The organism is Arenimonas sp., from assembly GCF_022842045.1.
Taxonomy (GTDB): Bacteria; Pseudomonadota; Gammaproteobacteria; order Xanthomonadales; family Xanthomonadaceae; genus Arenimonas.
In genome coordinates this window covers 1-12,608 of record NZ_JALHQI010000075.1, presented here as the reverse complement: position 1 = coordinate 12,608, position 12,608 = coordinate 1, and the positions used below count along the sequence as shown (strand labels likewise).

Annotated in this window: 12 protein-coding genes and 1 rRNA gene; 8 read left to right on the top strand and 5 right to left on the bottom strand. The window is 69.7% G+C overall.

The genetic code is table 11. The annotated features are described in order from the left end of the window. A partial coding sequence (locus tag Q0C12_RS12980) for a UPF0758 domain-containing protein (RefSeq protein ID WP_343212462.1) occupies positions 1–224 on the bottom strand: 224 nt, incomplete at its 3' end. 95 nt (positions 225–319) lie between these two features. Here Q0C12_RS12980 and coaBC point away from each other — a divergent pair. From coaBC to Q0C12_RS12965, 3 genes are read left to right on the top strand one after another with little or no spacing between them, the layout of a single operon-like run. After that, positions 320–1,525: a bifunctional phosphopantothenoylcysteine decarboxylase/phosphopantothenate--cysteine ligase CoaBC gene (gene coaBC, locus Q0C12_RS12975; RefSeq protein WP_290890855.1), complete on the top strand. Its 1,206-nt coding sequence runs from the start codon at positions 320–322 to the stop codon at positions 1,523–1,525. Further along, positions 1,522–1,980, top strand: coding sequence for a dUTP diphosphatase (gene dut, locus Q0C12_RS12970; protein ID WP_290890852.1), 459 nt, complete (start codon positions 1,522–1,524; stop codon positions 1,978–1,980). The genes coaBC and dut overlap by 4 nt, the downstream gene beginning before the upstream one ends. A gap of 39 nt (positions 1,981–2,019) precedes the next feature. Next, on the top strand, positions 2,020–4,356 hold the full coding sequence (locus Q0C12_RS12965; RefSeq protein WP_290890850.1) for a phosphomannomutase/phosphoglucomutase: 2,337 nt from the start codon (positions 2,020–2,022) through the stop codon (positions 4,354–4,356). 3 nt (positions 4,357–4,359) lie between these two features. Here the strand turns inward: Q0C12_RS12965 and Q0C12_RS12960 are convergent, their stop codons facing one another. After that, the gene (locus Q0C12_RS12960) at positions 4,360–5,046 is read right to left on the bottom strand and encodes a DUF4124 domain-containing protein (protein ID WP_290890848.1); all 687 of its coding nucleotides are present in this window, start codon (positions 5,044–5,046) and stop codon (positions 4,360–4,362) included. 13 nt (positions 5,047–5,059) lie between these two features. Further along, a complete protein-coding gene (gene pyrE / locus Q0C12_RS12955) occupies positions 5,060–5,710 on the bottom strand; it encodes an orotate phosphoribosyltransferase (protein WP_290890846.1) in 651 nt (216 codons plus the stop codon). A 116-nt stretch (positions 5,711–5,826) separates the two neighbouring features. Between pyrE and Q0C12_RS12950 the strand changes: the two genes are divergently transcribed. The 3 genes from Q0C12_RS12950 (at position 5,827) to Q0C12_RS12940 (ending at position 8,288) form a co-directional block, all read left to right on the top strand. Next, positions 5,827–6,594: an exodeoxyribonuclease III gene (locus Q0C12_RS12950; RefSeq protein ID WP_290890843.1), complete on the top strand. Its 768-nt coding sequence runs from the start codon at positions 5,827–5,829 to the stop codon at positions 6,592–6,594. Next, positions 6,591–7,916, top strand: a complete 1,326-nt coding sequence (locus Q0C12_RS12945; protein ID WP_290890841.1) for an MFS transporter — start codon at positions 6,591–6,593, stop codon at positions 7,914–7,916. Before Q0C12_RS12950 ends, Q0C12_RS12945 begins: the two co-directional genes overlap by 4 nt. A gap of 72 nt (positions 7,917–7,988) precedes the next feature. After that, a complete protein-coding gene (locus Q0C12_RS12940; RefSeq protein ID WP_290890839.1) occupies positions 7,989–8,288 on the top strand; it encodes a hypothetical protein in 300 nt (99 codons plus the stop codon). On the opposite strand, the gene Q0C12_RS12935 is transcribed toward Q0C12_RS12940, so the two are convergent. Beyond that, on the bottom strand, positions 8,289–9,431 hold the full coding sequence (locus Q0C12_RS12935) for an anhydro-N-acetylmuramic acid kinase (protein WP_290890837.1): 1,143 nt from the start codon (positions 9,429–9,431) through the stop codon (positions 8,289–8,291). 4 nt (positions 9,432–9,435) lie between these two features. Next, positions 9,436–10,683, bottom strand: coding sequence for a peptidoglycan DD-metalloendopeptidase family protein (locus Q0C12_RS12930; RefSeq protein ID WP_290890835.1), 1,248 nt, complete (start codon positions 10,681–10,683; stop codon positions 9,436–9,438). A gap of 223 nt (positions 10,684–10,906) precedes the next feature. Between Q0C12_RS12930 and tyrS the strand changes: the two genes are divergently transcribed. Both tyrS and Q0C12_RS12920 read left to right on the top strand, forming a co-directional pair. After that, positions 10,907–12,118 (top strand): tyrosine--tRNA ligase, encoded by a 1,212-nt coding sequence (gene tyrS, locus Q0C12_RS12925; protein ID WP_290890833.1) that lies wholly within the window; start codon positions 10,907–10,909, stop codon positions 12,116–12,118. A gap of 394 nt (positions 12,119–12,512) precedes the next feature. Further along, positions 12,513–12,608: ribosomal RNA gene (locus Q0C12_RS12920) — 16S ribosomal RNA — on the top strand; the annotation flags it as partial.

The window sequence follows — 12,608 nt, the reverse complement described above, 5'->3', positions numbered from 1 at the left end:
CCCAGGCCCGGCAGCCGCGCCAGCGCCGGCGGGGGCAAGTCGAGCAGCGCCCGCAGGTTGCCGGCGTCGGCCAGCAGCCGACGGCCCAGGGCCACGGCGCTCTGCCCGCGCAGGCCGGACCCCAGGAACACCGCCAGCAGCTCGGCATCCGACAGCCGCGCGGCCCCGAGCGCGAGCAGCTTCTCGCGGGGACGTTCACCTTCGGGCCAGTCGCGGATGTGCATGGCGCCAGCATCGCCCGGCGGCAGGCCGGCGGTCGTCAGGCAGAACGGGCCCTTCGGGTAAGCTAGGGGCGATCACACGGGTAGGGAAATCCAAGGTGGCCGGACTCGACGGGCAACGCATCCTGCTGGGCGTCAGCGGCGGCATCGCCGCCTACAAGTCGGCCGAACTGCTGCGCCGGCTGCAGGACGCGGGCGCCGAGGTGCGGGTCGTGATGACGGCCTCCGCCCTGCACTTCGTCGGCGCCACGACCTTCCAGGCCCTGTCGCGGTTCCCGGTGCGCAGCTCGCTCTGGGATGCCGAGGCCGAGGCCGCCATGAGCCACATCGAGCTCGCGCGCTGGGCCACCCGGATCCTCGTGGCCCCGGCCACGGCGAACGTGGTCGCGAAGCTGGCCCAGGGCCGCGCCAACGACCTGCTGAGCACCCTGTGCCTGGCCTCGGAGGCGCCGGTGATGCTGGCGCCGGCCATGAACCGCGTGATGTGGGCCCACCCCGCCACCCGCGCCAACGTCGCCACCTTGCAGTCCCGTGGCGTCGAGTTCGTCGGCCCGGGCGAAGGCGACCAGGCCTGCGGTGAAACCGGCGCCGGCCGCCTGCTGGAGCCCCACCAGATCGTCGACGCCATGATGGCCGCCTGCGCCCCGCCGCGCCTGGCCGGACGGCGCGTGCTGGTCAGCGCCGGCCCCACCTTCGAGGACATCGACCCGGTGCGCTTCATCGGCAACCGCAGCTCCGGGAAGATGGGCTTCGCGGTGGCCGCCGCCGCCCGCGCGATGGGCGCCGACGTCACCCTGGTGGCCGGCCCGGTGTCGCTGCCGACCCCGGCCGGCGTGCGCCGCATCGACGTGCGCCGCGCCGCGCAGATGCGCGACGCCATCCTCGCCGAACTGCCCGCCCATGACGTCTACCTGGGTGCCGCCGCGGTCGCCGACTACGCGCCGGCGGAAACGCTGCCGCAGAAGATCAAGAAGTCCGGCGAGACCTTGCGCATCGACCTGGTGCGCACCGCCGACATCCTGGCCGAGGTCGCGGCGCACCCCCATCGGCCACGGCTGGTGGTCGGCTTCGCCGCCGAAACCCAGGACATGGAGGGTTACGCCCGCGACAAGCTGCTGCGCAAGGGCCTGGACCTGATCGCCGCCAACGACGTCGCCCGCGCCGGCCAGGGTTTCGAGTCGGACGACAATGCGCTGAGTGTGTTCTGGCGCGACGGCCGCCACGACATCGGCCATGGTCCGAAGGCCCGGGTGGCGCGCGACCTGCTGGCGCTCGTGGCCGACCACCTGGAGGCCAAGGCGTGAGCGCCGAGATTGAATTCAAGCGGCTCGACCCGCGCCTGGGCGCGGAATTCCCGCTGCCCGCCTACGCCACTGCGCTGTCGGCCGGCATGGACCTTCGCGCCATGGTCGACCAGGCCATCGTGCTGGCGCCGGGCGAGGCGCAGCTGGTGCCGACCGGCCTGGCCATCCACATCGGCGACCCGGGCCTGTGCGCCGTGATCCTTCCGCGCTCGGGCCTCGGGCACAAGCAGGGCCTGGTGATGGGCAACCTGGTGGGCCTGATCGACGCCGACTACCAAGGGCCCCTGATGGTGAGCCTCTGGAATCGCGGGCGGTTTCCCATCACCATCACGCCGGGGGATCGCGTTGCGCAGCTGGTTTTCCTGCCCGTTGCCCGGGCGGTCTTCCGGCAAGTGGATGAATTCGAACGCAGCGAGCGCGGGGAAGGTGGCTTCGGCCACACCGGCGTGCGTTGAACGGGCCGGCCGACGCCAGTCCCGTCACCAGGGGGAAGCATGAAATTGCCTGATTTGAAATCGCTCCCGAAGGCCGGCGCCCTGCCGCTGGCCGCGGGCCTGTTGCTGTTGGCGGCCGGGTGGTTCGGCTGGCAGGCCGTGCAGGCCTCCTCGGCGGAGTCCAAGGCCCTTGAAATGGACCAGGTCCGCGCCGCGAGCGCGACCCAGGTCCGAAGCGCGATCAATGCCGCGGTGGATCGCCTGGAAGGCAGCCGCTCGCGCATCGCCCTGGTCACCGCGCTCAAGCGCAACGAGGACCAGGCCGCGCGCGATGTCATCCTCACGGGCTGGAGCGACGTCGAAGCGCTGGAGTGGTATCCCCCGGGCCTGGACGCGGCCTACGCCGACCCCAGTGCATTCGGATTCGGCAAGCTGGGCGTGCTCGAGCATGCCCTGGAGGACAACGCTGCGCGCGCCGCGATCATCAAGGATGCCGGTGGCCCCCGCCTTGCGGTAGCCGCGCCGGTGCTGGACAACGGCCGCGTGCTGACCCTGGCCTATGTGCGCCTGCCGCTGAGCATCGTCACGGCGCCGCTTTCGTCCGCCGGCGTGGATGACGGGTACCTGGCCATCCGCCAGGGACGCCACACGGTCTTCGAAACCGGGGATGTCGCCCTGGCGGCTGCCGCCGAGGTCGGCGCGATCCCGATCGACGGGACGGCATTGCGCGTGGTCGCGGCCGCGCCCGTCATGGAGCTCGGCCTGGGGGCGTTCGCCTACTTCCTGCTCGCGCTGCTTTCGGTGCTGGTCGCCGTGGCGCTGCTCCTGATGCCGCGCCTGAAGGGCCTGCGGCTGGAGCGCAGGCCGGCGGGCGAAGCGGCCGGCGAAAACCTGCCGACGCTGGCCGAGCTGCAGCAGAGCGGCCAGCTCGAGGCGGAGGCCGAAGCGGCCCGCGCCGCCGCCGCCGCGAAATCCCCCCAGGCCAGCAAGCCGCCGCCGCCTCCGGTGGTGGGGCGCGCCCTGCTCGACCGCAGCATCTTCCGTGCCTATGACATCCGTGGCGTGGTGGGCAAGACGCTCGACGCCGAGACCGCGCGCCTGATCGGCCAGGCGATCGGCACGGAAATGCACCGCCAGGATGCACGCTCCGTGGTCGTCGGCCGCGACGGCCGCCTCTCCTCGCCGGAGATGGCCAATGCGCTGATCGAAGGCCTGCGCCTGGCCGGCCGCGAGGTCATCGACATCGGCGACGCGCCGACGCCGCTGGTCTACTTCGGTGCCTACCACTTGCGCGCGGGCTCCTGCGTGTCGGTGACCGGCAGCCACAACCCGCCCGACTACAACGGGTTCAAGATCGTCATCGACGGCGAGACGCTGGCCGGCGACGCGATCCAGAAGCTCTACGAGCGTATCGCCGAGAACAACCTGCACGTGGCCGAGAACCAGGGCCTGGTGAGCCGGCGCGACATCACCCAGGATTACATCGACCGCGTCGCCGGCGACATCCAGATCGAGCGCAAGCTGCGCGTGGTGGTCGACTGCGGCAGCGGTATCGCGGGCCTGGTGGCGCCACGCCTGCTCGAGGCGATCGGCGCCGATGTCGAGCCGCTGTACTGCGAGGTCGACGGCACCTTCCCGCATCACCATCCCGATCCCAGCGACCCGGCCAACCTGCAGGACCTGGTGCGCGTCGTGGAGCGCGTGGACGCCGACCTCGGCCTGGCCTTCGACGGCGACGGCGACCGCCTGGGCGTGGTCACCAGGTCGGGCGAGATGATCTACCCGGACCGCCTGCTGATGCTGTTCGCGGCCGACGTGCTCGAGCGCAACCCGGGCGCCTGCATCATCTACGACGTCAAGTGCACCGGCCACCTGCCGATGCACATCCTGCGCCACGGCGGCAGCCCGCTGATGTGGAAGACCGGGCATTCGCTGATCAAGGCCAAGATGCGCGAGACCGAGGCCGAGCTGGCCGGCGAGATGAGCGGCCACTTCTTCTTCCGCGAGCGCTGGTACGGCTTCGACGACGGCATCTACGCGGCCGCGCGTTTGCTCGAGATCCTCTCCACCCGGGGCGAGACGCCGCAGGAAGTGTTCGACACCCTGCCCAAGGGCGTGTCGACGCCGGAACTCAAGATCCACGTCGAGGAGGGCGAGCAGTACGCCTTCATCGAGAAGTTCGTCGCCGCGGCGAAGTTCGAGGGCGCGCGCATCGCCACCATCGACGGCGTGCGCGCCGACTGGCCCGATGGCTGGGGCCTGGTGCGCGCCTCGAACACGACGCCGGTGCTGGTGCTGCGCTTCGATGCCAAGGACACCGAGGCGCTCGAGCGCATCAAGCAGGTCTTCCGCGAGCAGCTCCTCGCCGTGCAACCGGGGCTGGAACTGCCGTTCTGAGGCTCAGCCGGTCGGCGTCGCCGCTTCGGTGGCGTCGCCGGCGGGCGCCGGGGCGCCCTGCTCGCCCTTGATTTCCCGGAAGCGCTCGACCAGCCGCGCCAGCTCTTCGTCCAGTTCCACCAGCTCGCCCTGCTTGAGTACCAGCATTTGCTGCTGCCGGATCATGTCGTCGTGCAAGTTGCGGATGTCCGCGGCTTTCTTGACGTGTATGGCATTGCCGGCCAGCTCGTTCTCCGCGGCATCGGCCAGCAGGCTGGCCAGGCTGGCGCGCTGGCTGGCGATGCCGGCTTCGATCGCCTCCAGCGTCTGCTTCACCAGGTCGATGCGGTTGCTGAACGAGCGCTTGAGTTCGTCCTCGTTCTGGAACGAGGCGATCATCGCGGCCTCGGTCTTCCGGGCCTGCTCCGCCTCCTTCTCGGCAATCGCCCGCAGGCGGTCGGCTTCGGCCTTGGCCGTGCGCTCTTCTTCGGTCAGGGCGCGATCAATCTGGGCGGTGGTGGAGCCGCTGGCGGCGTTGAACTCGGTGCGGGCCTGGTCCACGGCCTCCGGCGGCAGCGCGTCGGAGAATTGCACCTTGCCGTCCTTGTCCACCCAGCGGTAAAGCTTCTTCTGCGGCGGCTGCTGGGCGTCGGCAAGGCCGGACGCGAGCAGGCCGGACACCACGGCGAGGCTGAGCAGTGCACGGATCATGGGCGGTCTCCGGTCATTCAGGTTGGCTGCCATAGCGCGCACGATACGCCACCAGCGCCAGCTTGTGCGCGGCGATCTCCGGCCGCTCGTCGGCGTGGGACAGCAGGTCGTCCAGGCCGGCGATGGCATGCACCGGGATGCCGAACTCGGCGGTCACTTCCTGCGCCGCCGAGCGCTGGCCGGCCTGGCCGCGCTCCTGGCGGTCGAGCGCGATCAGCACGCCGCAGGGTTCGGCGCCGGCCTCGCGGATCATCTGGATCGATTCGCGGATGGCGGTACCGGCGGTGATGACGTCGTCCACCACCAGCACCCGGCCGCGCACCGGGGCGCCGATCAGGCGGCCGCCCTCGCCGTGGGCCTTGGCTTCCTTGCGGTTGAAGGCGACCGGCAGGTCGCGGCCGCGGCGGGCCAGGGCCACCGCCAGCGTCGTGGCCAGCGGGATGCCCTTGTAGGCCGGGCCGAACAGCATGTCGAAGGCGAGGCCGGAGGCGTCGAGCGCGTCGGCATAGCACTCGCCCAGCTCGGCCAGGGCCGCACCCGAATCGAACAGACCGGCGTTGAAGAAGTAGGGGCTGGTGCGGCCCGATTTGAGGCTGAACTCGCCGAAGCGCAGCACGTTGCGCGCCAGGGCGAGGTCGAGGAAGCGGCTCTGGTGGGGGTTCACGCCGGTCGTCCGTGCGGGGAAAGCGTGATTGTGCAACAGCCGCGCGCCCCGCGGCAGCGCCCCCGCGGGAATATCGGCTAACCTTCGCCATCCCCGCCGCGGCCGCTCCCGTCTCCGTGAAAATCCTCAGCTTCAACGCCAACGGCCTGCGCTCGGCGGCCAGCAAGGGCTTCTTCGACTGGCTGCCCGGCCTCGACGCCGACCTGGTCTGCATCCAGGAAACCAAGGCCCAGGAACACCAGCTGCGCGTGCCCGAACTGCTGCCGCCGGGCTACCAGGCCTGGTTCCGCGACGCGACGACGAAGAAGGGCTACAGCGGCGTCGGCATCTACACCCGGCGCGCGCCGGACGAGGTGCTGACCGGGCTGGGCTGGGATGAGTTCGACGAGGAGGGGCGCTACCTCGAGGCGCGCTTCGGCAAGCTCAGCGTGGTGTCGCTGTATTTCCCGTCGGGCTCGTCCGGCGACGAGCGCCAGCAGTTCAAGTTCCGCTGCATGGAATGGTTCACGCCGATCCTGGACCAGTGGCTGGCCAGCGGGCGTGACTACGTCATTTGCGGCGACTGGAACATCGTGCACACGCGCAAGGACATCCGTAACTGGACCTCGAACCAGAAGAACTCCGGCTGCCTGCCCGAGGAGCGCGCCTGGCTGGACCTGCTGTTCAAGGAGCGCGGCTGGGTCGACAGCTACCGCCACCTGCGCCCCGAGGGCGAGGACTACACCTGGTGGAGCCAGCGCGGCGCGGCCCGGGCCAAGGACGTCGGCTGGCGCATCGACTACCAGGTGGTGTCGCCCTCGCTGCGCGGCCGCCTCAAGTCCTGCGCGATCTTCCCCGAGCCGAAGTTCAGCGACCACGCGCCCTACCTGGTGGAGTACGCGTGAGCGCGGCATCCTGGCGCGATTCGCTGCCGGCCGGGCTGCGCCCTTATGTCCAGCGCGAGCCGGCCGCGGCGTTCTGCCTCGGCGTTTCATCCGGTTTTCCCTACGCCATGCTGGCGGCCACGCTGACCACGCGCCTGGCCCAGGATGGCATCGACAAGAAGTCGGTCACGGCGTTCTCGCTGGCCTTCCTGGTCTACAACCTCAAGTTCCTGTGGGCGCCGCTGGTCGACGGGCTGCGACTCCCGGTGATCGGCCGGCTCGGGCAGCGCGTGTCCTGGTTGCTGCTGGCGGGCACGGGCGTCATGGCGGCGGTGGCCTGGCTGGGCTGGCTGGATCCGAAGGCGGACCTGGCGCTGTTCGCGATGGCGGCGGTCACGGTCGGCATCGCCGGCGCCACCTACGACATCGTCATCGACGCCTACCGCATCGAGACCCTCAAGCCCGAACAGCTGGGCGTCGGCTCGGGCATGTCGCAGTACGGCTGGCGCATCGGTTCGGTGGCGGCCGGTGCCTTGGCCCTCTACGTGGCCACGCGTGGCGGCTGGACCGCGGCGTACGTGCTGTGCGCGCTGTTCGCGCTGCCGGCGATGCTGACGGGCCTGGTGATGGGCGAACCCGCGCGCCACGTCGTGATCGCCAAGCACCGCGGGATGCGCCAGGCCTGGGAAGCGGTGGCCGGCCCGATGCTGGAGTTCCTGCGCCGTCGCGGTGCTTTCCTGGTGCTGCTGTTCGTGCTGCTGCACAAGATCGGCGACACCCTGGCCAACCTGACGGTGCGGCTGTTGCTCAACGACCTGGGGTTCAGCAACGAGGAAATCGCCACCTGGGACGTCGGGCTTGGTTTCTTCGCCTACCTGGCCGGAATCTTCATCGGCGGCGTGCTGTACGCGCAATGGGGCATGAAGCGCTCGGTGCTGGTGGCGCTGGTGCTGATGGCGGTGTCCAACCTCAGCTTCGCCTGGCTGGCGGCGGCGGGTCATTCCAACGCCCTGCTCGGATTCACCATCGGCTTCGAGAACATCGCCAGCGGCATCGGCGGCGTGGTGGTGGTCGCCTATCTGTCGGCGCTGTGCAACCTGGCGTTCACCGCCACGCAGTTCGCGCTGCTCAGCGCCGCGGCCAGCGTGGTCGGGCGCATCGTCACCGGCACCACGGCGGGCGCGCTGATCGAATCGCTGGGCTACGTGCAGTTCTACCTGCTCACCACGCTGGTCGCGCTGCCGGGCGTGCTGCTGTACCTGTTCATGCTGCGGGCCGGGCTGATCGAGCAGTCCCTTGGCGATGCCGGCTACCGCGGCGCCGACAAGGCCCCGCCAGGCTGAACCTTCGCCACGCCGGGTCTTGCAGTCCGCGTCCGTGGCCTTATGCTGGTTGTCCCCCCGAGGATCGAGGCCATGGCCGACTTCCTGTTGCGCGACATCGATGAGCGGGTAGCCGAGCGCATCAAGGAGATGGCGCGCCAGAAGGGCTGGCCGCTCAACGACGTCATCCTGTTGCTGATCAAGCAGGCGCTGGGCATCGTCGAGCCGGAACCCGCCCCGGTGCCGGGCGACATCGCGCGCCTCACGGGGGCCTGGAGCGACGACGAGGCGCGCGCGTTCGAGGAAGCCATGTCGGCCATGACCAGCCTGCCGGACGACGCGCCGGCCTACCTGGCGGAAGAAATGCGCCGCAAGAAGGAAGCCGGCGGCTGATCAGGCCGGGTGGATCGCGCCCAGCACGCGCGGCCCGCGCGCACCGGTGACGGCCGGCAGGTTGCCCGGCCGTCCGGCCAGGGTTTCCCGTGCCAGCCAGGCGAAGCCCGCGGCTTCGATGAAATCGGGATCCAGGCCCAGCGCCGCCGTGCTTTCCACGGCCACGCCGGGCAGGCGTGCCGACAGCCGCGCCATCAGCAGGGGGTTGTGCACGCCGCCGCCGCAGGCCAGCAATCGGGCGCAAGCCGGCTGGTGCGCTTGCAGCGACCGGGCCACGGTGATCGCGCTCAGTTCGCACAACGTGGCCTGGACGTCGGCTGGGCTTTCGTCGCGCAGCCGCGCCGCCAGCCACTCGAGCTGGAACTGGTCGCGGCCGGTGCTCTTCGGTGGCGGCAGTGAGAACCAGGGTTCGTCCAGGAGCCGGGCGAGCAGCGCCTCATCCACGCGGCCACTGCGCGCGAACGCGGCATCACGGTCGTAGGTCTCGCCGCGGTGGCGCAGGCACCAGGCATCCATCAGGCCGTTCGCCGGCCCGGTGTCGAAGCCGCGCACCGCGCCTTCGCGTGGCAGCAGGGTGAGGTTGGCGATGCCGCCGAGGTTCAGCACGGCGCGATCTTCCCGCGGTGAATGCATCACCGCGGCGTGGAAGGCCGGCATCAGCGGTGCGCCCTGGCCGCCGGCGGCCACGTCGCGGCGGCGGAAGTCGGCGACGGTGGTGATGCCGGTGGCCTCGGCGATGAGGCTGGCGTCGCCGAGCTGCTGGCTGAAAGGGAAGTCGCCGCGCGGATCGTGGCGCAGCGTTTGCCCGTGCGAGCCGATCGCGCGGACGTCGCCGGCCGCGATGCCCGCGTCGGCCAGCGCTTGCGTCGCGACGGCCGCGAACATCCGTCCCAGCCTGGTGTCGAGCCGCGCGATGTCATCCAGCGCCACCCGTGCCTGCGACTGCGACCAGCGCAGCACGTCCGCGTGCAGGTCGGCCGGGTAGGGATAGGTGCGTGCGAAGGCGATGCGCGGCGCCGGCTCGAACGCCACCAGCGCGGCGTCGATGCCGTCCACGCTGGTGCCCGAGATCAGGCCAAGAAAAAGCCCGCCGGGCGTGCCGGCGGGCGGGGTGTCGTCGGGCGTTCGCGGCGCGGCCGCCATGGGCTCAGCGTGCGGCGAGGCGCACGCCCTCCACGCGCTTGAGCTGGGCCAGGGCCGGCGCGGTGGCCGCGCGGAACGCGACCATCTCGTTGCCGGCCAGCGGCTCGGGCTTGGGCATGGTCACCGTGAGCGGGTCGCGGTGCACGCCGTTGATGCGGAATTCGTAATGCAGGTGCGGGCCGCTGGCCAGGCCGGTGGCGCCGACGTAACCGATGGTGGTGCCCTGCTGCACGCGCGAGCCGACCTTGTACTTGCCCAGGCGCGACATGTGCGCGTAGAGCGTGGTGTGGCCCTTGCCGTGGTCGATGATGATGGTGCGGCCGTAGCCGTTCTGCCAGCCGGCGAAGCTCACCCGGCCGTCGCCGGCGGCCATGATCGGCGTGCCGGTGGCAGCGGCGTAGTCCACGCCCTTGTGCGCGCGCACGGTGCCCAGCACCGGATGCTTGCGGCGCGGGTTGAAGCGCGAGCTGATGCGCGCGAACTCGATCGGCATGCGCATGAAGCTTTTCTTCAGCGGCCGGCCGCTGAGGTCGAAGTATTCCTGCTTGCCGTTGCGCTCGAAGCGCACCGCGGTGAATTCCTTGCCGCGGTTGAGGAAGCTGGCGGCGACGATGCCGCCGCTGCGCAGGCGCTCGCCATCGCGCCAGATTTCCTCGTAGACGACCTGGAAGCGGTCGCCGTCGCGCAGGTCCTGGGTGAAGTCGATGTCGTACGAAAAGACGTTCGCCATCTGGTTGATGGCGGCGTTGCTCAGGCCGGCCTGGGCGCCCGCGGCGTACAGCGAGCTGGTGATCTCGCCGCTGGCGACCATCGTGCGGCGCTCGAGCGGGCGCTCGATGATCTTCTCGGTGACTTCGCCGCCGGCGATGGCCAGCTCGACCCGGGCCGCTTCATCGCGCTCGAAGGCGAGGCCGCGCAGAGCGCCGTCCGCGGCAAGATCGAAGGCCAGCTCGGCGCCGGCGCGCAGGCGGGTGAGGTTCTTCGCACTGGGCGATTCCAGCACCAGGTACATCAGCGAGGCGGGCAGGCCCATCTGCTGGAAGATCTCGCCCAGGGTCTGGCCGTTTTCCACGGTGACGGTCTGCCAGGCGGGGCCGCGCGCGGCGGCCTTGCTGGCCTTGCCCTCGAGCGGCGGCAGGGGCAGGCTCAGCGTGGTGAGGTTTTCCTGTGCGGCCGGTTCGCGCATGGCGCTGGCGAAACCGGGGATGATGGCCAGCACCAGCGTGCCGAGGGAGGCGCAGAGGCCCGCCAACACCCAGTGTTCGCGCGACCAGCGGCCGAGGGGGGAAGGGTTTTGGTGCAAAGGGGGATTCCCCGCTCGAAACAGGAGTCGGGCTACGATAACCAGCGCGAAATACCGGCGTCAAACCCTTGTAGCGTCTGGATTTTTTGGGCTCCACGCTTTAACTTTCTATTAACTTCCGATTAACGCGGCCGGCCCTGGCCCCGCCCTGAATACAAGCGTCCCTCCATTCATGTCCGACCTGCAGCACGCCCTAGACCTCATCGCCCGCGGCGCCGACGAAATCCTGAAGCCCGAGGAGCTGGCGGCGCGGCTCAAGCTCGGTCGCCCGCTCCGGGTGAAGGCCGGCTTCGATCCGACCGCGCCCGACCTGCACATCGGCCACACGGTCCTGCTCAACAAGATGCGGCAGTTCCAGGACCTGGGGCACCAGGTCATCTTCCTGATCGGCGACTTCACCGGGATGATCGGCGACCCGACGGGCAAGAACGCCACCCGCAAGCCGCTGACCCGCGAGGACGTGCTGGCCAACGCCCAGACCTATGCCGACCAGGTGTTCAAGGTGCTGGACAAGGACCGCACCGAGGTCCGGTTCAATTCCGAGTGGTTCGGGCAGATGTCGGCCGCCGACATGATCCGCCTTGCGGCGCAGCACACCGTCGCACGCATGCTCGAGCGCGACGACTTCGCCAAGCGTTACGCCGCGCAGCAGTCGATCGCCATCCATGAGTTCCTTTATCCGCTGGTGCAGGGCTACGACTCGGTCGCGCTCAAGGCCGACGTCGAGCTGGGCGGCACCGACCAGAAGTTCAACCTGCTGATGGGCCGGGGCCTGCAGGAAAGCCACGGGCAGGCGCCGCAGATCGTGCTGACCATGCCGCTGCTGGAGGGCCTGGACGGCGTCAACAAGATGTCCAAGTCGCTGGGCAACTACATCGGCATCAACGAGCCGGCGATCGATATCGTCACCAAGGCGATGAAGGTCGGAGACGACCTGATGTGGCGCTGGTACGAGCTGCTGAGCTTTGACACCTCGCTGGCCGAGCTGGCGCGGATGAAGCAGGACGTGGCGGCGGGCACGCTCAATCCGCGCGACGCCAAGCTGCGGCTGGCGCGCGAGCTGGCGGCGCGCTTCCACGGCGCGCAGGCGGCGGAAACCGCGGTGGCCGGCTGGCACGCGGTGGTGCGCGGCGAAGGCGACACCTCGCTGTTGCCGCAAGCCGAGATCGCAGTGCCTGCCGAGGGCCTGCGCATTGCCGCGCTGCTGGTGGCGGCGGGCCTGGCCGCCAGCAACTCCGAGGCTTCCCGCAAGCTCAAGGAGCGGGCGGTGAAGATCGATGCCGAGGTGTTCGAGGATCCGCAGCGGGTCTTTGGCGTCGGCTTCGAGGCCGTCCTGCAGGTCGGCAAGCGCAGTTTCGCCCGTGTGAAGCTGGTCGCCGGCTGACACGCGCCCGTTTTTCCCGGCGTTTTCGCCTAATCGCGCGAACCCCCTTCCCAAGCCGGGCGCGTTCCCCTATTCTTCGCGGCCCTTCACCGCCCGGCCTTGTTCGGCTGGCGGCGGGGGAGGAAAAAAGGGCGGTTTGGGGTGTTGACGTCCTTGGAACTTGCTCTATAATGTGCGGCTCCCTCGGGCGAAACGCCCTTGGACGCGGAAGGCGAAAGGCCTCTCGCGGAGATGAAGATCTTTGACAGTGTGCGCAGGAAATTTGTGCGGGCGCCTGACGGGTGATGGACGAGTCCATTTCTTGCAGACGTCTAGCCACAAAAGCTTTAAGTCTATTGAGTAATCAAGCGATTTAGAGCCTTGGTCGGACATCTGCAGACAAAGCTTTAAGCTTTAACTGAAGAGTTTGATCCTGGCTCAGAGTGAACGCTGGCGGCAGGCCTAACACATGCAAGTCGAGCGGCAGCACAGCAGTAGCAATACTGTGGGT